This is a genomic window from Hymenobacter sp. (genome assembly GCF_036387835.1).
Classification (GTDB): Bacteria; Bacteroidota; Bacteroidia; order Cytophagales; family Hymenobacteraceae; genus Hymenobacter.
In genome coordinates this window covers 88,944-108,042 of the sequence record NZ_DASVSY010000036.1, presented here as the reverse complement: position 1 = coordinate 108,042, position 19,099 = coordinate 88,944, and the positions used below count along the sequence as shown (strand labels likewise).

General features: G+C 57.1%; 18 protein-coding genes. 10 read left to right on the top strand and 8 right to left on the bottom strand.

Features of this window, described 5'->3' with window-relative positions; genetic code table 11:
• Positions 1–99: 99 nt before the first annotated feature.
• The 3 genes from VF639_RS07175 to yihA all read right to left on the bottom strand — a co-directional run bounded on the left by VF639_RS07175 (position 100) and on the right by yihA (position 1,837).
• Complete coding sequence (locus VF639_RS07175) at positions 100–636, bottom strand: DUF5606 family protein (protein WP_331145211.1); 537 nt, start codon at positions 634–636, stop codon at positions 100–102.
• A gap of 31 nt (positions 637–667) precedes the next feature.
• The gene (locus VF639_RS07170) at positions 668–1,141 is read right to left on the bottom strand and encodes an energy transducer TonB (RefSeq protein WP_331145210.1); all 474 of its coding nucleotides are present in this window, start codon (positions 1,139–1,141) and stop codon (positions 668–670) included.
• A 78-nt stretch (positions 1,142–1,219) separates the two neighbouring features.
• Positions 1,220–1,837 (bottom strand): ribosome biogenesis GTP-binding protein YihA/YsxC, encoded by a 618-nt coding sequence (gene yihA, locus VF639_RS07165; RefSeq protein ID WP_331145209.1) that lies wholly within the window; start codon positions 1,835–1,837, stop codon positions 1,220–1,222.
• Between the two features lie 459 nt (positions 1,838–2,296).
• Here yihA and VF639_RS07160 point away from each other — a divergent pair, with 459 nt between their 5' ends.
• From VF639_RS07160 to VF639_RS07145, 4 genes are all read left to right on the top strand, one after another.
• Complete coding sequence (locus VF639_RS07160) at positions 2,297–4,552, top strand: OmpA family protein (protein ID WP_331145208.1); 2,256 nt, start codon at positions 2,297–2,299, stop codon at positions 4,550–4,552.
• A 128-nt stretch (positions 4,553–4,680) separates the two neighbouring features.
• Positions 4,681–5,409 carry a bifunctional demethylmenaquinone methyltransferase/2-methoxy-6-polyprenyl-1,4-benzoquinol methylase UbiE gene (gene ubiE / locus VF639_RS07155; RefSeq protein ID WP_331145207.1) on the top strand — a complete coding sequence of 243 codons (729 nt, stop codon included), beginning with the start codon at positions 4,681–4,683 and terminating at the stop codon, positions 5,407–5,409.
• Positions 5,358–6,182, top strand: coding sequence for a type IX secretion/gliding motility protein PorT/SprT (gene porT / locus VF639_RS07150; protein ID WP_331145206.1), 825 nt, complete (start codon positions 5,358–5,360; stop codon positions 6,180–6,182). Before ubiE ends, porT begins: the two co-directional genes overlap by 52 nt.
• Before the next feature lie 112 nt (positions 6,183–6,294).
• On the top strand, positions 6,295–7,041 hold the full coding sequence (locus VF639_RS07145) for an SDR family NAD(P)-dependent oxidoreductase (RefSeq protein ID WP_331145205.1): 747 nt from the start codon (positions 6,295–6,297) through the stop codon (positions 7,039–7,041).
• A gap of 220 nt (positions 7,042–7,261) precedes the next feature.
• On the opposite strand, the gene VF639_RS07140 is transcribed toward VF639_RS07145, so the two are convergent.
• Both VF639_RS07140 and cdd read right to left on the bottom strand, forming a co-directional pair.
• The gene (locus VF639_RS07140; RefSeq protein WP_331145204.1) at positions 7,262–7,936 is read right to left on the bottom strand and encodes an alpha/beta hydrolase; all 675 of its coding nucleotides are present in this window, start codon (positions 7,934–7,936) and stop codon (positions 7,262–7,264) included.
• A 119-nt stretch (positions 7,937–8,055) separates the two neighbouring features.
• Entirely contained in the window at positions 8,056–8,559 is a 504-nt protein-coding gene (cdd, locus tag VF639_RS07135; RefSeq protein ID WP_331145203.1) for a cytidine deaminase, read from the bottom strand.
• Positions 8,560–8,888: 329 nt separating this feature from the next.
• Here cdd and VF639_RS07130 point away from each other — a divergent pair, with 329 nt between their 5' ends.
• The 4 genes from VF639_RS07130 (at position 8,889) to VF639_RS07115 (ending at position 12,084) form a co-directional block, all read left to right on the top strand.
• Positions 8,889–10,247, top strand: a complete 1,359-nt coding sequence (locus tag VF639_RS07130; protein WP_331145202.1) for a saccharopine dehydrogenase C-terminal domain-containing protein — start codon at positions 8,889–8,891, stop codon at positions 10,245–10,247.
• Between the two features lie 202 nt (positions 10,248–10,449).
• The gene (locus tag VF639_RS07125) at positions 10,450–10,920 is read left to right on the top strand and encodes a hypothetical protein (RefSeq protein ID WP_331145201.1); all 471 of its coding nucleotides are present in this window, start codon (positions 10,450–10,452) and stop codon (positions 10,918–10,920) included.
• Between the two features lie 42 nt (positions 10,921–10,962).
• Positions 10,963–11,391, top strand: coding sequence for a hypothetical protein (locus VF639_RS07120; RefSeq protein ID WP_331145200.1), 429 nt, complete (start codon positions 10,963–10,965; stop codon positions 11,389–11,391).
• A gap of 36 nt (positions 11,392–11,427) precedes the next feature.
• On the top strand, positions 11,428–12,084 hold the full coding sequence (locus VF639_RS07115) for an ABC transporter ATP-binding protein (protein WP_331145199.1): 657 nt from the start codon (positions 11,428–11,430) through the stop codon (positions 12,082–12,084).
• A 62-nt stretch (positions 12,085–12,146) separates the two neighbouring features.
• On the opposite strand, the gene VF639_RS07110 is transcribed toward VF639_RS07115, so the two are convergent.
• The 3 genes from VF639_RS07110 to VF639_RS07100 all read right to left on the bottom strand — a co-directional run bounded on the left by VF639_RS07110 (position 12,147) and on the right by VF639_RS07100 (position 17,132).
• A complete protein-coding gene (locus VF639_RS07110; RefSeq protein ID WP_414654677.1) occupies positions 12,147–12,863 on the bottom strand; it encodes a tRNA1(Val) (adenine(37)-N6)-methyltransferase in 717 nt (238 codons plus the stop codon).
• A gap of 226 nt (positions 12,864–13,089) precedes the next feature.
• Entirely contained in the window at positions 13,090–15,546 is a 2,457-nt protein-coding gene (locus tag VF639_RS07105) for an outer membrane beta-barrel protein (protein WP_331145198.1), read from the bottom strand.
• Positions 15,547–15,875: 329 nt separating this feature from the next.
• Positions 15,876–17,132, bottom strand: coding sequence for a pyridoxal phosphate-dependent aminotransferase (locus VF639_RS07100; RefSeq protein ID WP_331145197.1), 1,257 nt, complete (start codon positions 17,130–17,132; stop codon positions 15,876–15,878).
• A 180-nt stretch (positions 17,133–17,312) separates the two neighbouring features.
• Between VF639_RS07100 and tsaE the strand changes: the two genes are divergently transcribed.
• Both tsaE and VF639_RS07090 read left to right on the top strand, forming a co-directional pair.
• Positions 17,313–17,747 carry a tRNA (adenosine(37)-N6)-threonylcarbamoyltransferase complex ATPase subunit type 1 TsaE gene (tsaE, locus tag VF639_RS07095; RefSeq protein WP_331145196.1) on the top strand — a complete coding sequence of 145 codons (435 nt, stop codon included), beginning with the start codon at positions 17,313–17,315 and terminating at the stop codon, positions 17,745–17,747.
• 87 nt (positions 17,748–17,834) lie between these two features.
• Positions 17,835–19,061 (top strand): alanine dehydrogenase, encoded by a 1,227-nt coding sequence (locus VF639_RS07090; RefSeq protein WP_331145195.1) that lies wholly within the window; start codon positions 17,835–17,837, stop codon positions 19,059–19,061.
• The last annotated feature ends 38 nt before the right edge of the window (positions 19,062–19,099 follow it).

The following is a 19,099-nucleotide window of genomic DNA, read 5'->3' as shown; positions in this document are numbered from 1 at the left end:
AAGTAACGCACAGCTCCCGCTTCTTCACCAGTAGATAAAATAAAAGCCCGCTCGGAGTGTATCCGGCGGGCTTTTTATTAATTCAGGAGAAGCTAGCAGCTATTCTTGGTCAGCGGTAGTGTCATCCGCTTTCTTTTTCACTTTCGACTTTTTAGTTGGTGCTTCGTCGGTAGTGGCAGCCGTTGGCGCTTCAACCTCTTCGGCTGGAGCGGTAGCAGCTTCCTCCGTGTCCGTGGCGGGAGCCTGGTATTCCAGGGTGCTGCTCACGGCCTGGTACCACTGCACCAGCTTTTTGATATCCGACATGTACACCCGTTCCCGGTCGTAGTCGGGGATGATTTCGCCCATGAAGGCGCTCAGGTCCCGGTCCTCGGATTTGGGGGTTACCATTAGCTCGGTGCCGTATTTTAAATGAATCCGGTCGAACACCTCGGTCAGGGGTACGGTTTGGTCGTAGTCCTGGGTGTAGATGGAAATTTCCTGAAGCAGCGACACCTTGTTGCGGGCCGAAGCGACGGAACGGGCGGCTTTGGCATCCAGGCTTTCAATAATAACCCCGGCGCGAGTAGGCTTCACGAGGCGGTACAGACCGGGCATTCCGCTGATGGCGGCAATCTCCTTGAGGTCGTAGGGCATAAGTACAGTACAGTTGTTGGAAAAGGCAAAGTTACTCAGTAGCGGCGGCTTGACCCGGCGCCGTCAGTTTAAATACAATAGGCAAGCTAGTGAGCACCGCGTAATCAGGTTTCTTGAACTGGAGCAGCCGAACCACGCGCAGGGCTTCTTCGCCAAGGCCGCCCCCAATGTTCTTGGTAACCAGTTTCACGTTCTCCAGTGTGCCATTGGTGGTCAGGGTGAAGCTCACCACGCAGGTGCCCTGAATGCGGTTGCGCTTGGCCAGAATGGGGTACTTCTTTTCTTTCTCAATGAAGGCATACATGGCTTCCTGACCGCCTTCGTAATACTCGGCTACCGGAATAGCCTTGTTGACACCACCAGCCTGATGCTGAGGCGCAGCGGCGGCAGGAGCAGGGGCGGTTTCTGGGGCCGGAGTGGCCGCTTTGGGCTTCGTAGCTTGCGCAAAAACGGAAGCGGAGCCAGCGCAAAGGCCCAGTACCAGTGCGAAAGTGATTTTTTTCATGGGAGTTGGAATCAGAGAAGAGTTGTGGAGATGCAAGGCAACTATGCCGCCCGCGGTCCTGGCAATTACAGGGCCAATTTATGCATTCTGCTGTGCTTCGGCCAGCTGCCGATTTACATTCTCGATAAAGGCTAATACTTCGTCGCGGCCCGTCTTTTCTTCTGCGGACGTAATAAAATGTTGGGGTACCTCGTCCCAGTTTTCCGACATCTTTTTCATGTAATCAGCTACTTGTTGTTGGGTCCGGCTATTTGATTGTTTGTCGGCTTTGGTAAATACCATCACAAAAGGAATGCCTTCGGTACCCAGCATTTCCATAAATTCCAGGTCTACTTTTTGGGCCGGGTGGCGCGAGTCTATCAAGACAAATACGCAGGCTAAGTTGGGGCGCTGCCGCAAATAATAATTAATCATTCGGGTCCAAGCGGCCCGATTTACCTTACTGGTTTTCGCGTAGCCGTAGCCTGGTAAATCCACCAGATACCACGTCTTATTAATAAGAAAATGATTAATTAACTGCGTTTTGCCAGGTAAAGAAGATGTTTTAGCTAAGCCCCGCCGCTCGGTCAGCATGTTGATAAGCGAGGACTTGCCCACGTTGGAGCGGCCGATAAACGCATATTCGGGCAGAGTAGGCGCCGGGCATTGGTCGACCCGCGTGTTACTCATCAAAAATTCAGCTTCACGAATTTGCATACAGCAGTAAACTAGTTTCCGTACAAAGTTAAGAGGTTAGAATACTAAATCTTGAGAATATAAATTTTCATCTAAAACCATTGCTATATCTGAAGCTCGTCTATATTTGCGCGATACCTAGTAATTTATTAATGAAAACGAGCTAGGCCCCCGTGTCCGCATAAATCTAAATTTATAAATACTCGAGAAGTAGTTGGATGAGATTAAGGCCGTATTATAAAATTTCTATCTTTGCCCGCAAATTGCTTTCTAACGAGCAAATAACTAAAAAGCATTAATCTCTAAAAAGAGTTCTTTTCAGAGCTTTACTTAGTGAAAAATAGCATCCCAACTTAACCCTGATACGGGTTTTCAGTATAACGAGGCAACTCAACTAAAACCGGCCTGGCCACTATTTGCGCCCGCAGTTTTCTCTCCAAACTCCTCCGCATCTCCTTATTTTTTCAAACCCCTCCAACAATGAACAACTTAGTCAGAAGGTTATTGAAAGCCTCTTGCGCCTTCGCTCTTGCTGCCGCCGTGGCCCAGCCCGCGTTGGCTCAGAGCACCCGCAAGCAGCTCAAGACCGCAAATAAGTTCTTCGAGCAAGAGAACTATCGGGCATCTATCCCTTTCTATGAGCAAGTGTTGGCCAAGGAGCCGAACAATCCTCTAGCTTTGTTCCGGGCTGGTATTTCCTACATGTCGTTTGATAAGGAGAAGGCCAGTGATTATATCTACAAAGCCCAAAAGCTGAAGCCTAAGGTTTCCAAGGATGTAGAATACTGGCTCGGTCGCGTCGACCACCTAAACTACAACTTCGACGAGGCCATTGCTCACTTCCAGGCCTACAACGTCACGCTCAAGCCCAAGGACACGCGCAAAGCCGAGCTGGCCCAGTTGATTCAGCACTCGAAGAACGCCAAGGTGCAGTTCAACAGCCCCAAGGATATCTTCGTGAAAAACCTCGGCCCCACAGTGAACACGCCGTACGCCGAGCACAGCCCCGTTATTTCGGCCGATGACAAGCTGTTGCTCTTCACTTCGCGCGGCGAAAACGTGACGGGGGCTGGTAACACCGGCGACAAAAAAGGCGGCAACCTCGCCACCGACGGCGAGTACTACGAAGATATCTTCGAAACCAAGCGCATCGACGACGAAAACTGGGACAAGCCTCGCTCGTTGAGCGGGGTGTTGAACGGTAAAGGCCACGATGCTTCCACCCAACTTTTTGATAATGATACCAAGCTACTCATGTATCGCCAGGACGAGAACGGCGACATCTTCTACTCGGAGAAGTCGGGCGGTGATTGGACGGCGCCTAAGAAGCTAAACCAAAACGTCAACTCGAAAGCCTTCGAGTCGGATGCCTATATCACACCGGACGGCCTCACGATCTACTTCTCGACCGGTAAGTATTCGGAAGATGGTTCGCTCGACATTTACTTCGCCACCCGGCAAGCTGGTGGTGACTGGGGACCAGCCAAGACCATGGGCACGGCCATCAACACCAAGTACGACGACGACAGCCCGTACCTGAGCCGCGACGGCAAAACGCTGTACTTCTCGTCGCGCGGCCACAACACGATGGGCGGCTACGACATCTTCAAGTCGGAGTACGACTCGATAGCTAAAAGATGGGGCCGCCCCGAGAACATGGGCTATCCGGTGAACACGCCTGACGATGATACCTATTATCGTTTGAGCCCCGATGGCAGCTACGCTTACTTGTCGTCGTACCGCATTGGCGGCTACGGGGAAAAGGACATCTACACCATCAACTACATCAAGAACGCCACGATCCGTGGTAAGGTGTTTTCGCAGCGCGACAGCACCGTAATTCCGGGGGTGGAGTTGGTATTCAGCGGCACGCAGGCCGATAAAACAGCCCTCAGCTACCGCGACGTAACCAAGCCTATCACTGGCGACTATCAGGTAAGCGTGCTGTCGGGTCGTTCGTACCAGGTAGCCGTAACCAAGGACGGGACTAACATCATCACGGAAGAATTTGCCGTGCCGATTTCCACCAACGATTCCACGGTGGTAGAGAAAAACTTCTACGTGCCGTACGTCGACACGACGTCGCAGGTAGCGTTCAAGAACATCTACTTTGATACCGACAAGTACAAGCTGCGGCCCGAGTCGATTACCGAGCTGCAAAGCATCAGCTCGATCCTGAAGGCAAATCCTGGGGTTAACATTTCTATCGAAGGCCACTGCGACTCCCGCAACACCGACGAGTACAACATCGTGCTGGGCCAGAACCGCGCCGATGCCGCGTATAACTACTTGAAGAAAGCGGGTATTGGCGAGACGCGCATGGTGACGGTAAGCTACGGCGAGCGTCGTCCGGCCGCGGCCAACGATTCGCCGGAGAACATGCAGCTCAACCGCCGCGTAGAGTTCCGTCCGATTGTGAAGGAAGGTGAGGCTGCGCCGGTGTTGACGCCAGGTGCTGCTCCAGCTACCACGACCGATACTGGCGCTGGCGCGGGTACCAGCACTTCCTCGGCCCCGGGCGGCGCGGCGCAGCTGCAGCCGGGCAAGAGCAAGGCCAAGTTAGCTGACGGCACGAAGGTGAAAACTAAAGTAGACGAGGACAGCGACAAAGTGAAGGTGAAAACCAAAGGTGCCAACGACGAGAAGAGCAAGACCATCAGCAAGGATGGTACTATCGATTCAAAGGCCAAGGATGCCACCGGCGAGAAAGTCAAAGTGAAGACCGACAACGACTAAGCTGTTGAATGGAGCATAAAAAGCGGGCCGGGCACTATGCCTGGCCCGCTTTTTTTCAACATAATGGCTCGTAAGGCGTTATGTTTGGGCAATTTTGCCCCTGAACCCTCGTTGTTCGCCCCAGACCCATGGCCGTAGTACCCTATAAAGATGACACCGCTGGCAAGAAGTCCCAGGTAGCCCACATGTTTAACAGCATTGCGGGCAAATATGACTTCCTGAACCACTTCTTGAGCGCGGGCACCGACATCTACTGGCGGCGCAAAGCGGTGAGCGAGCTAAAGGCCCTACGGCCGGCCCGCATCCTCGACATTGCCACCGGCACCGCCGATTTCGCCATCGAAACGTTGCGGGCCGCTTCGGCCGATGCGCAGATAACGGGCGTTGATATTTCCGAAGGCATGCTGGCAGTCGGCCGGCGTAAGCTGCAGGAAAAAGGCCTAACCCACCGCATTCAGTTGGAACAAGGCGATTCGGAAAACCTGCCGTACCCCGACAACCACTTCGATGCCGTTACGGCCTCGTTTGGGGTGCGCAACTTTGAAAACCTAACCAAAGGCCTAGCCGAAATGCGGCGGGTTCTGCGGCCAGGCGGCAAGCTGGTGATTTTGGAGTTTTCTAAACCTACCGCGTTTCCGCTTAAGCAGGCGTATAATTTCTATTTTCAGCGGGTACTTCCCGTCTTTGGCAAGATGATTTCCAAAGACAACTCCGCATATACTTACCTGCCCGAATCGGTGCAGGCCTTCCCGGACGGTCAGGCTTTCTTGGCTATCCTCCAGGAAGTCGGCTTCAACACTCCCGCATGGCAACCCCTCACATTCGGCATCAGCTCCATCTACACCGCTCACAAGTAAGCCGTTGCACGCTACTGATTCTGTTGGCTCTGGCTACCTCGTTCGGGGCGCAGGCCCAGCGCAAAAGCAAGACGAGCGCCAGCCGCGCCAAAAACGGACGGGTGAAATCCATCACCGTGAATAACCTGCCGGGCTACGACGACAAATGGTTTCATCCCGGTTTCTACATTGCGCCGCATTTTTCACGCTTCAAGGTGGAGCAGTCGCAAGCCTACGTCCAGAATTTAGGTACCAACCGAGGCGTATCAGTTAACGCGCTGAATGGTCCGGGCTTCTCGGTGGGGTTTGTCGGTGATGCTCGCCTCGGCGACTATTTCAATCTGCGGTTTGCGCCAGGCGTAAGCTTCATTACCCGCCAGCTTGAGTTCAAGCCAGCAGGCTACACGGCTAATACCTCCGACCCTGACGACCCCGCAGAACTTGTGGACCAAGAGATTGGGTCCACGCAGGCTGATTTTCCGTTGCTGCTCAAGTTCCACTCAGAGCGCCGCCGCAACACGCGGGTTTATGTAGTAGGAGGGATAAAGCCAAGCGTAAACGTGGGCAACCGCCGCAAAGACCAGGAACGGAACCTGATTACTGCTGACAACACCGACGTAGCCATTGAATATGGCGTAGGGCTGGACTTGTTCTACCCATTCTTCAAGTTTGCTCCGGAATTGCGATTTTCCCACGGGCTCAAGAACCTGTACCTGCCCGAAAACAACATCTACAGCAACAGTGTGCGCAGCCTGCGCAGCAACACCGTAACGCTGTATCTCACATTTGAGTAATTTAAATGGCTTAATGGCTTAATGGCTTAATGGCTGCATTGCTAAATGGTTGGTCGTTCAATGAAGCAGTAGAACAACCATTTAACAATGCAGCCATTCAACAATTAAAAATATGCAGACTGCTTTCATTACGGGTGCTTCGTCGGGGATAGGTCGGGCTACGGCGGTGGCGCTGAGCAAGGCTGGTTTTCAGCTGGTCGTGACCGGGCGGCGGCGAGAGCGGCTGGCAGAGTTGGCGCAGGAACTAGCACCCGTGCCGGTACACATTCTTACGTTTGATGTGCGCGACCAAGCCGCAGTAGACGCGGCCGTTGCCAGCTTGCCCGCCGAGTTTGCCGAGGTTGAGGTGCTTGTCAATAATGCTGGAAATGCGCACGGACTGGCCCCCATTCAAGACGGTGACCCCGTGGATTGGGACGCCATGCTGGATGGCAACGTAAAAGGCCTGCTCTACGTGAGCCGGGCGCTGCTGCCCACCATGACGCGTCGTCAGAAAGGCCACATCATCAACATTGGCTCTATTGCCGGCCACGAAACGTATGCCAATGGCAACGTGTATTGCGCTTCGAAAGCGGCCGTAGCGGCCCTCACGAAAGGCATGCGCCTGGACTTGCTGCCCCACCACATCCGGGTAGCCGAGGTGAACCCGGGCGCCGTGGAAACCGAATTTTCGCAGGTACGCTTTAAAGGCGACAACAACCGGGCCGCCGGCGTCTATCAAGGTTTCGAGCCGTTGCGGGCCGAGGACATAGCCGACCTGATTCAGTTCATGGTCACCCGTCCGCCCCACGTCAACATTGCCGAAGTATTGATTCTGCCTGCTGCCCAAGCGGCCGCCACCGTCATTCGAAAAGAGTAGACAAGTACTTTAGCGTGTAGCGCGAAAATCTGTTCCGCGACGAGCGCAGCGAGTTCCTACGCGGTAGGGCAGTACCGGATACTCGCTCCGCTCGTCGCGGAACAGATTTCCGCGCTACCACTCATCCCTCTGAGCCAACAAAAAAGCTCCATTTGTTAGGGCTTTTTTGTTGGCTCAGAGGGATACGATTTTTGTAAAACGGTGAAGAAATGGCGCTTATTTAGTACTTACTGCGCGCGTGGAGTTGCTGAAGCACGTTGGCATCCAACGTATGCTTGCCGACAAAGTGTACCACCTCAGGCTCGACTCCGAGGCTCCAAAGAAACTCGCGCTGTTTTTCGACGCCGGCGGGTTTAATGAACTCATCCTCGTCGCCGCAGACGAGGGTGACGGGGAGGTTGCGCATCAGTTGGGTGGCAACCGTAAACTCCATGTCGGGTGGAAAGGCGCCGGCCCACAGCACAAGCCGGGCCGGGCGGAAGTGAGCTCGGGCCAGCCAGCGGCTTACGGTGGCCGCGCCTTGCGAGAAGCCAAGCACCGTCACGCGCACCTCTGATGGCACTTGCGTTAGCAGGGTATCGGCTAGCTGGTTAAGGTAGCCTACGTAATCTTCGATTTCAATTAATCTATCTTCCCGCGTCATCCAGGTGGCGCCAATACGGCCTTGGCCGTTGTTGGGACCTTGCAAATAAAAGCGCGATAGGCCTTCGGGAGCCACTACGACCAAGGTAGGGTCGGCGGCAGAAAGGGCCGCAAAGTGCCTTATGAAATAGGCAGCTAACTGCCCGTACCCATGGCACACAAACCACACCTGCCGGGTAGCGGCCGACACCTCGCCTAACTGAAAATAGCGGGCCGTACGCGTAACGGGTAGGTGGTGCTCCTGAGCCGACATAAGGAAAGCTGGAATGAGGCTTAAGCTTGGCGTAGCAGAACGGGTGAGAAGCAAAAAGCAGTGCCTATTGCCGAACGGAGCACAGGTCGGCCATCGAGTCGGTTCTCATCCTTACTCGGCTACACCTCAGGCACTCTTGCCTTCGGTAAATCGTCGGCGGAGAAGCCGAAGGGCAGTAGGTCGCTGAGGCTGCGGAAGCGGTAGATGCTGCCATCGGGGCTAGGTAGGAGCAGCGGAATGGATTGGTGCTGGCGGTGTTCGTATTCGGCCATTACCTGGCGGCAGGCGCCGCAGCTGGTTACGGCCACAAAGTCGCCGTTGGCGGGGCGAGCGGCTACAGCCATGCCTACAATGCGGCGTTCGGGTTGAGTGGCAGCTAAGCCGAACAGCGCGGTGCGTTCGGCACAAAGGCCCGAGGGAAAAGCAGCATTTTCCTGGTTGGTGCCCCGAAAGATGGTGCCGTCGTCGAGCAGTAGCGCAGCGCCCACGTGGAAGTGGGAGTAGGGGGCATAAGCATGGTCGGTGGCGGCGCGGGCTGCTTGCCAGGTAGCAGCTTCGGCGGGAGTAAGGTCGGCTTCGGTAAGAACCTCGACGTCGATGGTGAGGCGGAGCGGATAGGCCATTGCGTAGGCGGAAGTGAAAGAGATTCCGGTACGGTGGCCGGCCCGCTTGGGTAAGGGGCGGTGAATGTACTACAATTATCATTTAACCGGTAACATTTAACGCAGCGAAATAACCGGCGAAAAAGAAGTAGCAGCCAGCCACTACTTGAAGACTAGGTTCTGAATTGGGTGCCAGCTGGTTCGCGGTAAACTAAGTTTTGTTAGACTTGGCTTTCGGTTGGAAAAGCAAGGTTCCAATCACTGGCAGCTTTGGCCTATTGGTAGTAAAGCCCTGCTGGCTGCGCCAACAGTTCTGTTAATTGATACATGTTACTTGTTAAATAATTTCCATGACTCGTCTTCTTCTGCTAGGGGCTGGCCGTTCGGCAACTTCGCTTATTCAGTATCTGTTGCGCCACGCGGTTGCCGAAAACTGGTTTCTTACGGTTGCTGATGTAAACCCGGCGCATTTGGTGCCTGTGCTGGCTGCCCACACTGAATATGCCCACGCGGTGTCGTTTGATATACTCGACGAAACGCACCTTGTGGAACTGGTGGCACAGGCAGATATCGTGATTTCCATGCTGCCGACGCAGTTTCATGCGCCCGTGGCACGGGCCTGCGTGCAATACCAGCGGCACCTGGTTACGGCCAGCTACGTGAGCCTGGAAGTGCGGGCGCTGGAAGAAGAGGCGCGGGCCGCGGGCATCACCATCCTGATGGAGTGCGGGCTCGACCCCGGCTTGGATCATATGTCGGCTATGGCCGTAATTGAGCGGGTACGGGCGCAGGGGGGGCATATCACGTCGTTCCACTCGTACTGCGGCGGGCTGCTGGCGCCTGATTCGGAAGGCGACAATCCGTGGCACTACAAGTTCACTTGGAACCCCCGCAACGTGGTGCTGGCGGGCCAGGGCACCGCGAAGTACCTGGAAAACGGGCATCCGCGCTTCATCCCCTACCAACGACTGTTTGCCCATCCGGCCACCATAGAAGTGCCCGGCTACGGCAGCTTCGAGGGCTACGCCAACCGCGACTCGCTCAGCTACCGTGCCCCGTACGGTCTCGAAAACATACCTACTATTCTGCGAGGTACGTTGCGGCGGCCCGGCTACTGCGCCGCCTGGGATGCCCTGGTCCGCCTAGGGCTAACCGACGATTCGGGGCGCCTGGGTAATGCCGCCGATCTGACGTGGCGGGAGCTAGTGGAGGCGTACTTGCCAGTTGCCGTACCGCGGGCCACCACCGAAACCGAGCTGGCCATGCGGTGCGCCGATTTCCTCGGCTTGCATTTCACCGGCCCCGAAATGCAGCGGCTCCAATGGCTAGGTTTGTTCACCGACCAAGCGGTAGGCCAGGCCGATGCCACGCCCGCCCAACTGCTAGAGCGCCTCCTAACCAGGAAGTGGCAGCTTCAGCCTGATGACCACGATATGATTGTGATGCAGCACTTGTTCAACTACGAGCTAAACGGGCAGCGGCACCACCTAACCGCTTCGTTGGTCGTGCTCGGCGACGATGCTACCCACACGGCCATGGCGAAAACCGTCGGGCTACCCGTGGCCATGGCCGTGCGCCGCCTGGTACGCGGCGAAATAACGCGGCGCGGTGTCGTTATACCCACCCACGCCGACCTGTATCAGCCTATCCTGGAAGAACTAGCCACCGACTACAATATTAAGTTCGTGGAAAAGGAAACCACTCTATGAAGCTGTTTAGAAGGTTACTCGCCGGTCCTGCTTGATCTGGCGTCCGTAGGTGGCGCCTCAAGATCAGGGTGCGCCGCCGCAGTCGAAGCAGGACCGGCGAGTAACCTCCTAAACAGCTTCGATACTAGCCCCGCACAGCATTCCGAACAATTCGTAGCACTACGCCATACCATTGGCTCATCATAACTCGCGCTTCGTATTTATGAAATCGTACTTGCTGCTGCGTTGGCGGATGATGAGTCGGCAAGTGACTGAGCTCGGCTGGTGGCGGATTCTGCTGTTGGGCTCCATGATGCTCGTTGCGGTTGGCAGGGGACTCGTACTTCTTTCCACTACCGAAACTGCGCAATGGCTGGTGCCGCTGCTGGTGCTACTGATGATAGTAAGCCAGCACCGCCGCCGCGCCGCCTTCGATTTTTTGTACCTAACTGCGCCAGGCTTCCGGCCGTGGCTGGCCATGGAGTACGCGCTATGGAGCTTGCCAGTGGCTCTGGTGCTGCTTGGTTTCGGGCGGATAGGAGCGGGGCTGCTGACGGTGATGCTGGCGCCGCTTGCGGCGTGGGTTCCGGCGGCGCGAACCCGCGCAACTGCTCGGCGCAGGCACAGTGTGTTTCGCAGTGAGGCATTCGAGTGGGTAAGTGGCTTCCGGCAGGCCGGAACCTGGCTGGGGTGATTGGCGCTGGTGCTAACAGCGGGTTGGTGGCGACAGTACGGATTGGCGTCCGCCCTGGGGCTAGGCGTTTGGGTGCTATATCTGTCGTCGTTTTATGGTACGCCAGAGCCATGGACCATGCTCTTGCCCGCACTGCGGCAGCCGGGGGCGTGGCTGCGGCGGCGCGTGGCGCTGGCGCTGCTGTATTATTCGGCAACGACCGCGCCGTTTGTTTTGCTCATGAGCCTGAGCCAGGCCGGTTGGGGTGGGGCAGCAGCCCTCTGGCTTTGGGGAGCGGCGGTGTTGGGCATGGTTGTGCTGGCTCGGTATGCATTCTACCCGCATGCCCTATTGGTGCGCCTAACGCAGGGTGGGGTACTAACGACCTGTCTGCTGTTCGGGCATCCTATTTATCCGGCGCTGCTGTTCGTTGTCTTTCTGGGGTTGATCTGGAAAAGCCGGCAGCAACTCTCCACTTTTCGCCATGATTGAAATACACCAGCTCTCCAAACGGTTTGGCCCCACGAAGTGCTGCGCGACGTCAGCCTAAACCTGCAACCGGGCACGCTGCACGGACTTGTAGGAGCCAATGGCGCCGGCAAAACCACGCTCCTCCATTGCCTCTACGGCCTGCACGCTGACTACCAAGGCACCGTACGCGAAACCACTGGGCTGCCCATCCGGCCCAATACCGGCCTGCTGCCCTACGAGCCGTATTTCTACCCGCGCCTGACGGGCCGCGAGTACCTGGAATTCACGCTGCAAGCCCGTGGCCGCCCGGTAATGGATTTTCAGCCGTGGAACCAGCTGTTGGAACTGCCCCTCGACCAGTACGCCGAAGAATATTCGGCGGGCATGAAAAAGAAGCTGGCCTTGCTGGCATTGCTGGTGCAGCCATTCCGCTACCTGATACTAGACGAGCCCTTCAACGGCCTCGACCTGAACACCAACCTGCTGCTAATGGAAATCCTGCGCCGGTTGCGCCAGCAGGGCACCGGCATCCTGCTTACCTCGCACCTGCTCGGTTCGCTCACCGAACTCTGCGACGAACTCACCGTGCTGGCCGACAACACCGTGCGCCGCCGCTACGCCGCCACCGAGTTCGGCCAGGTGCAGCACGACCTGCTCGATGGTTTCTATCAGGAGAAACTAGCGCAGGTGCGGCAACTGCTACCTGAAAAGTAAAGAAAGCCGTTTCTAGCCTACAGAGGCTATAGCGCGAAGCCTAGGACAACATATCTGTCCTCTTATAGAGCCAGGTAAAAGGGGCCTAGCAGCGCCCGGAATGCTGCGGAGTATTCCTCGCCTTCCGTCACCAGTAGTTCTTGCTGCATCACCGGTTGCGGCTGCCTGCTGAAAGTGGTAATGTGGCGCAGCGGCTTGCTGCCAGCCCGGTGTCGGAGCACAAGCCGAGTATGAGGAAACAAAGCTGCTCGACTAGCTTCTAGTTCGAAATGCTGCATTTCGGGCGGCGGGAGCAGCACGGTTAGGCGCCCTTCGGGGGCCAGGAAACTGGCGGCAAAACAAGCTAGTTCCGTGAAAGAAAGCGTGTCGGGGGCGGTGTGGCGGGCGGTGGCGCGGCGGGTATCGGGGGGGCGCAGGGAGTGCCGGAAGAAGGGCGGATTGCAGAGGATGTGGTCGAAGGGAGCGGGTTGGGTAGCGGCAAAGGCGGCCAGGGGCTGCGCGTGCAGCGTGAGCCGGTCAATCCAGGGACTAGCGGTGAAGTTGGCTTGGGCCTGGGCGGCGGCAGCTTCATCCAATTCCACGGCTTCGAGGTGGGCGGTTGGGTTGCGCTGGGCCGCCATCAAGGCCAGCAAGCCGGTGCCGGTGCCAATATCCAGAATGCGGTGGGCATCCGCTATGTCGGCGGCCGCTCCTAGCACGCAGGCATCGGTGCTGACTTTCATGGCGCACTCCGCCTGCTCTATTCGGAATTGCTTGAACTGGAAATATGAATTGGCCACGGGCTACACTAGGAAAGACGGCAGCCCAAAGGTCCTGCTTTCGGTGCGAAGCACGAAACGGGCATGAGCCTACGCTAAATAAGAGGGAGCCTGTAGCGCGGAAACCACAGGAAACCACAGGAAACCACAGGAAACCAGCGGAGTTCATTCCGCAACGAGCCGCAGGCGAGTTCCTGCGCGTTGGCGCAACATCACATACTCGCATTGACAGTATTTTAAGGGCAGTTCATTGTCCGCTGGCCCTGCGTTTCTCATCCTCGGCACTGGTGGCGCGCTTGCGGGCGGGAGCTACTTCGTTGCTGCCAAAGCGGTAGGCAAACGAGAAAGTGCCCACGCGCGTGTCCTGGGCGGAGCGCTGATTGGCCGTGAGGATGGCGTAGCGGGCAGAGGAGCGCACCGGAGCAGTGTAAAATAGGTCGGTGCCGTTGAGCCGTAAGGTACCCCGGCCCGCCAGCACGGTTTTTTGCACACCTACCGCCACTTGCCCATACGAGCGGACAACCTCGAAGCCGTACTGCTCGCGGGAGTTATAGCTGCCACTCAAATCGGCCGACCAGCCCTTGCCCAAGTTGAACGTGTTGTTGGCGCTCAGAATGGCGCCGACCTGACCCGGCAGGGTAGTGGAGCCTGAAAAGGTGCCGTTGAAATAAATGTAAAACAGCTCGGCGTTGGCGTATAACTGCCACCACTTGGCCGGCGTGAGCGGGACGGCCAGCGTGAAGGCGTAATAATGCTCGTTGCGCAGATTGGCATCCGTTTGGCCCACCAATACTCCTGCCGTGTTGCTGTCGAGCTGATAAACCGTGAGAATAGGGTTGCTGGTGTAAGCGTAGCTCAAGCCGGTTGTGAGCTTGTGGTAGGTGTGCGTTAGCTCGATGTTGTAGCTGGTTTGGGGAAGTAGGCCGGGGTTGCCGGCCCGGTAGGTAGTGGGGTCGATATAAAAGCGAAACGGGTTGAGCTGGCTGTAGGTCGGCCGGTCGAGGCGGCGGCTCAGGGAGAAACCCATTTCGTGGGTTTCCGAGATAGTGCGGCGTAAACTCAAGTTGGGAAACAGCTGCAGATAGTTACGGTCGAAGCCGCTGTTGCCCGTAGTTTGGCGGCCGATTGCTTCCGTTTGCTCGGCCCGCAAACCAGCCATGATGGTCAGCTTGGGGCTGGTGTGGCTCAAGTTAACGTACGCGGCCCGGATGTTTTCCTGGTACCGAAAGCTGTTGGATTGGTTGGGGTCGAGGGTTCTGGAGCCGTCCACGGTGTTGTAAAACAGCACGTCGTTGTTGGAGCGTACCCAGCTGGCTTTCACCCCGGCTTCGGCCCGCAGGCCATTCGGCAAAGGCAGAACGTAGTCGGCCTTGACGGAGTAAATGGTAAGCGTGCCGTCCTGGTCGCTCGTTAGTAAGCGCGGGCTTAGCTGGGGAAACTGATAGGTAGTAGCCAGCGCCAGGTTGCGGTCGGTTCCGTAGTAGGCCAGGTCGGCATCGGCGGTTAGCTCGGGCGTGCCAGCCGAATCGGGGCGGAAGGTGTGGCGAAACGTGAAGTTGCCGCCGACGTTGGGCGTGCGCACCTCGCTTTCAGTGCGGGCCGTGTAGGCTAGCGTTGGCGTATTGGTATCATCCGTAAAAACCGACGTGTTGGTGGCGTCCACGGGCACGCGGCGGCCTAGCCCACTCGCTGCAATGCCAAATGTGGTGCTCTGGCTGGCCGTGTAGTCGAGGCCGGTCCGCCAGGAGTGCGATACCAGGCCAATGCGCCGCTTGTTGTACTGGTCGCTGCGGGAAGTTAGTCGGTCGTCCTGGTAGTACAGCCGGTCGAAGGCCAGGTTCTGGAAGCCGGGCCGGTCGGTGTACGCGTAGGTGCCGTACACATTCACGGCCTTGCTCCGGTGGTTGAGCGAGAGGCCCGTGGTGAACTTGCCGTACTTGCCCCGACCGTAGCTGGCGTTGGCATTGCCATTGGTGCCGAAGCGCTGGTCTTTCTTGAGGTTGATGGCGATGATGCCGGCCCCGCCCTGCGCATCATACTTGGCCGGCGGGTTGGTAATCAGCTCGATACTGCGAACCTGCTCGGCGGGCAACGAGCGGAGCAGCGTTGCTAAATCGGCCCCGGTTAACGGCACGCGCTTGCCGTCGAGCAGTACCAGCACCCCCTGCTTACCGCGCAGCGCCAAGTTGTCGTTGCCACCCACGGCCACGCCCGGCGCCCGGCCCAGCACATCAAGAACGGTATTGCCGCTCGAGAGGCTGCTGTTCTCCACGTTCACCACGGTGCGGTCGGGCAGCCGCTCGAATAGGGGCTTTTCGCCGGTTACGGTTACGCCCTGTAGTTGCACGGCACTGGCCGTCAGCGTGAGGGCCAGCGGCGAAAGGGCAGCTTCCGAAACGTCGAGCGGGCCCACCCAAACCCGACCATAGCCGAGCTGCACTCCCGAAACAAGATAGCGTCCGGGGGCGGCAGGGACAAGGGAAAAACGTCCTTCAGCATCGCTGAATTCCGTTTTTACCGCCACCGAGTCGAGGGCTCGATGTAGGGTTATGGTAGCGCCCTCTACCGCGGCACCGGCACTGGCACGCACAACGCCTGAAACCGGCGCAAGCCGTACCTGAGCTACCAGCGGAGAAACTGACAGTAAAAACGCTGCCGTCGAAAAAGAAAACGACCCTAACAGGCGGGTAAAATCAAAAAGCATGAGCACCTTCCGTTGAATGAAAACCCGGAGCGTGCAACAGGTGTAGTAGCAAAAGCTTAAAGCACAACACTTTAGGCTAAGGTAAGAGCGCAATGCAAGGAAACTTACTTGCTTAGATATCTTATTTCTTAATACAAAATACCCGACAAAGTGGAGGAAAGATAGCTATTCTATCACTAAAACAGTGTAGAAACATGCAATATTCGCAAAAATCACCTCAAACGAAGCCAACCGCTAAGTGAAAGCTTTGCGCCAGCTACACACTGGCTCCAACGAAAAGCTTTCCTTGTTTCACTCAGGATTCCTTTCGTTGGAGCCAGCCACTACGTTTACCGCAAGGCTTCTAAAGCTGCCTGCAACCGTGGCAACGCGGCCTCAATAGATTCCAACGACGCGCCGCCTACTGACATGCGGAACCAGGGCGCCGTGTCGGAGGTGCCAAACGCGCTGAAGGGCACCAGCGCCAGCCGGGCCTCCTTGATCAGGTAGAAAGTTAGGTCTTTGGTAGTAGCCAGCACTTGCCCGGTCCGGGTGGTTTTGCCCAGCACATTAAGGCGGGCCGTCAGGTAGATGGCTCCCATCGGGACCATCGAGTCAACGGGCAGGCCCTGGCGCTTCAGGTCCTGCAAGCCGTTGTGCAGCGCGTCGAGGCTGCGCTGAAGGTTGGCTTTGAAGTGCGTGGTGAAGTCGTCTACGGCTGCCGCTTGGGGCAGGTACTTGGCCGTGGCTACCTGCTCGGCCTTTGGTGCCCAGGCACCCACGTGGCCCAGAATGGACTTCATCTCGTCCACAACGTTGGCCGGCCCGAACGCATACCCTACGCGTACCCCGGTCGCCGCCAGGCACTTCGAGATGCCGTCGATGTAGATAACATAGTCGCGTAGCTCGGGGCGCAGGTTTACGGGGTCGAAGTGCTGCGTTTCACCGAAAGTAAGCATCCAATAGATCTGGTCGTAGAGCAGGTAGAGCGGCTTTTCGCCGGGCTGCCGGCGCTGGTTTTCGGCCAGCACCAAGTCGCAGATTTCCAGCAGATTCTGGCGCGAGAATACGGTGCCAGTAGGATTGAGCGGGGAGCACAACGCCAGCAGCGTGGCGCCGGGCAGGTGCGGCGCTAGCTCGGCGGCGGTGGGCATGAAGCTGTTTTCAGGCAGGGTTTCCACCATCACCGGCTCGGCCCCCGAAAGGTGGCAGTAGTGGTTGTTGTTCCAACTCGGCACCGGAAACACCACCCGGTCGCCGGGGTCGAGGAGGGCCAGGTAGGTAGCGTAGATAAGCGGGCGGGAGCCCCCGGCCACCAGCACGTCGTTGGGCGAATACGCCAGGCCCAGGCGCTGCTTGGTGAAAGCAGTAGCGGCTTCGCGCAGTGCGGCCATGCCGTTGGCCGGTGGGTAGTTGGTGTTGCCGGCCTGGTAGGCCTCCGTGATTTCTGCTTGCAATTCCGCCGGAATCGGAAAAATAGAAGGGTCAAAGTCGCCGATGGTGAGGTTGCAGATCTGCTCCCCCTTACGAATCATATCGTTTACTTCATTGCCGATTTTGATGATTTCGGAGCCGATCAGGCTGCCTGCCATTCGCGAAACTTGCATGAGAAAAAGGTAGTATGGTCGGCCAAAGATAGAGCCTGCTGTTCATTGCTACGCCAAAGCAAAATGCCTCCGCCTTTGTTTTAACCAGCAAATTGAGGCGGGGGTTATCGACGTGGAGCGTAGGTAAGCACCCGGAAGAAATTGGCTTTGCGTAAACTTGCGCCCTAAAACCTGCTGTTCATGTCTGCTCCGGTGCTTGAAATATCAATCCCTTCGCTTGCTGCTCTGCCTGCCGCCGCCGCGCAAGTACGCGAGGCTATTCAGGGTCATACCATTGTCTGCTTCGAAGGTGAGATGGGGGCCGGCAAAACCACATTCATCAAGGCGCTGTGTGAGAGCCTGGGCGTGCCCGGTCGCGACGTGAGCAGCCCCACCTTCGCCCTGGTCAACGAATACCGCGACGCCCACAACCAGCCCATTTACCATTTCGACTTCTACCGCCTCGACTCGCCGGTGGAAGCAGAACAACTTGGTGCGCTAGAGTACTTCGATTCTGGCTATCTTTGCCTTATAGAGTGGCCCAGCCGCATTGAGCCCCTTTTACCTTCCAACCGACTACTTATCCGACTCACCGTTACCGGCGACGAGTCGAGAGAATTAAAAATCAAGAATTGAGGATTGTCTTATCGACGCTGCTTTCCAGAGCCGGCAAGACAATGACTACGATTCTTGATTTTTACTTCTCAATTTTTAATTGAAAAGATGCCCGAAGCAGTACCCCCCGGATTTGAGTCGTTGGCTACGAGCCGCGCTTACTTCACCCAGGAATCTATGCTGGCCGTGGAAACACGGAAGCGCAAGCTGTTTATCGGGCTGCCGCGCGAGACGTCGCTCCAGGAAAACCGCATCTGCCTCACGCCTGAGGCGGTAAAGCATCTTATCGAGGAGGGCCACGAAGTGGTGATGGAAAGCGGGGCCGGTGAGCCCAGCAAATACTCCGACCACGACTACTCCGAAGCCGGCGCCACCATTGCCTACTCGCAGAAGGAAGTCTACGAAGCCGACCTGATCCTGAAAGTGGCCCCCCCCACCCAGGACGAAATCGAGTTTCTGAAAGCCAACCAAACCCTGATTTCGGCCCTGCAATTCGGCACCCTCACCGCCGACTACGTAATGGCCCTCACCCGTAAAAAGGTGAATGCCATCAGCTTCGAGCTCATCAAGGACCCCTCGGGCGCCCGGCCCGTGGTGCGGGCCATGAGCGAAATTGCCGGCTCCACCGTCATGCTGATTGCCGCCGAATACCTGGCCCGCTCCAACGAAGGTAAAGGCATCATCCTGGGCGGTATCACCGGCGTGCCCCCGTCGCAGGTCGTGATTCTGGGCGCCGGTACCGTGGCCGAATACGCCGCCCGCGCCGCTACTGGCCTCGGCGCCGAAGTGAAGGTGTTCGACAACCATATCTACAAGCTGCGCCGGCTCAAGCAGAACCTCGGCACCCAGCTCTACACCAGCACCCTCGACACCTTCGCCCTCAGCCAGCAAATCCGCCGCGCCGACGTGGTCATCGGCGCCCTCAACGCCGAGGAAGGCCGCGTCCCGTTCATGGTGCCCGAAAACATGGTGTCCAGCATGGCTCCCGGCTCGGTCATCATCGACGTGAGCATCGACCAGGGCGGCTGCTTCGAAACCAGCGAGATGACCACCCACAACAAGCCGGTCTTCCGCAAGTACGACGTCATTCACTACTGCGTGCCCAACATTGCCAGCCGCGTGCCGCGCACCGCCACCAACGCCCTGAGCAACATCTTCACCCCAATCCTACAGGAAATCAGCCAGCACGGCGGCATCAACGAGGTGCTGTTCTCCAACGAGCATTTCCGCTCGGGCGTGTACATCTACAAAGGCTCCCTCACCAACGCCACCATCGCCAAGCGCTTCAACATGCGCTACAAGGAACTGAGCTTAATGATTGCCGTGCGGAATTAGTTGTGGTTGTTATTGTTAGTGGTAAGTATTGCTTAATG

Excerpts from the sequence above, each read along its gene's own strand:
- VF639_RS07175 (WP_331145211.1), bottom strand. The coding sequence starts at position 636 with ATGCCCTACGACCTCAAGGAGATTGCCGCCATCAGCGGAATGCCCGGT.
- VF639_RS07170 (WP_331145210.1), bottom strand. The coding sequence starts at position 1,141 with ATGAAAAAAATCACTTTCGCACTGGTACTGGGCCTTTGCGCTGGCTCC.
- yihA (WP_331145209.1), bottom strand. The coding sequence starts at position 1,837 with ATGCAAATTCGTGAAGCTGAATTTTTGATGAGTAACACGCGGGTCGAC.
- VF639_RS07160 (WP_331145208.1), top strand. The coding sequence starts at position 2,297 with ATGAACAACTTAGTCAGAAGGTTATTGAAAGCCTCTTGCGCCTTCGCT.
- ubiE (WP_331145207.1), top strand. The coding sequence starts at position 4,681 with ATGGCCGTAGTACCCTATAAAGATGACACCGCTGGCAAGAAGTCCCAG.
- porT (WP_331145206.1), top strand. The coding sequence starts at position 5,358 with ATGGCAACCCCTCACATTCGGCATCAGCTCCATCTACACCGCTCACAA.
- VF639_RS07145 (WP_331145205.1), top strand. The coding sequence starts at position 6,295 with ATGCAGACTGCTTTCATTACGGGTGCTTCGTCGGGGATAGGTCGGGCT.
- VF639_RS07140 (WP_331145204.1), bottom strand. The coding sequence starts at position 7,936 with ATGTCGGCTCAGGAGCACCACCTACCCGTTACGCGTACGGCCCGCTAT.
- cdd (WP_331145203.1), bottom strand. The coding sequence starts at position 8,559 with ATGGCCTATCCGCTCCGCCTCACCATCGACGTCGAGGTTCTTACCGAA.
- VF639_RS07130 (WP_331145202.1), top strand. The coding sequence starts at position 8,889 with ATGACTCGTCTTCTTCTGCTAGGGGCTGGCCGTTCGGCAACTTCGCTT.
- VF639_RS07125 (WP_331145201.1), top strand. The coding sequence starts at position 10,450 with ATGAAATCGTACTTGCTGCTGCGTTGGCGGATGATGAGTCGGCAAGTG.
- VF639_RS07105 (WP_331145198.1), bottom strand. The coding sequence starts at position 15,546 with ATGCTTTTTGATTTTACCCGCCTGTTAGGGTCGTTTTCTTTTTCGACG.
- VF639_RS07100 (WP_331145197.1), bottom strand. The coding sequence starts at position 17,132 with ATGCAAGTTTCGCGAATGGCAGGCAGCCTGATCGGCTCCGAAATCATC.
- tsaE (WP_331145196.1), top strand. The coding sequence starts at position 17,313 with ATGTCTGCTCCGGTGCTTGAAATATCAATCCCTTCGCTTGCTGCTCTG.
- VF639_RS07090 (WP_331145195.1), top strand. The coding sequence starts at position 17,835 with ATGCCCGAAGCAGTACCCCCCGGATTTGAGTCGTTGGCTACGAGCCGC.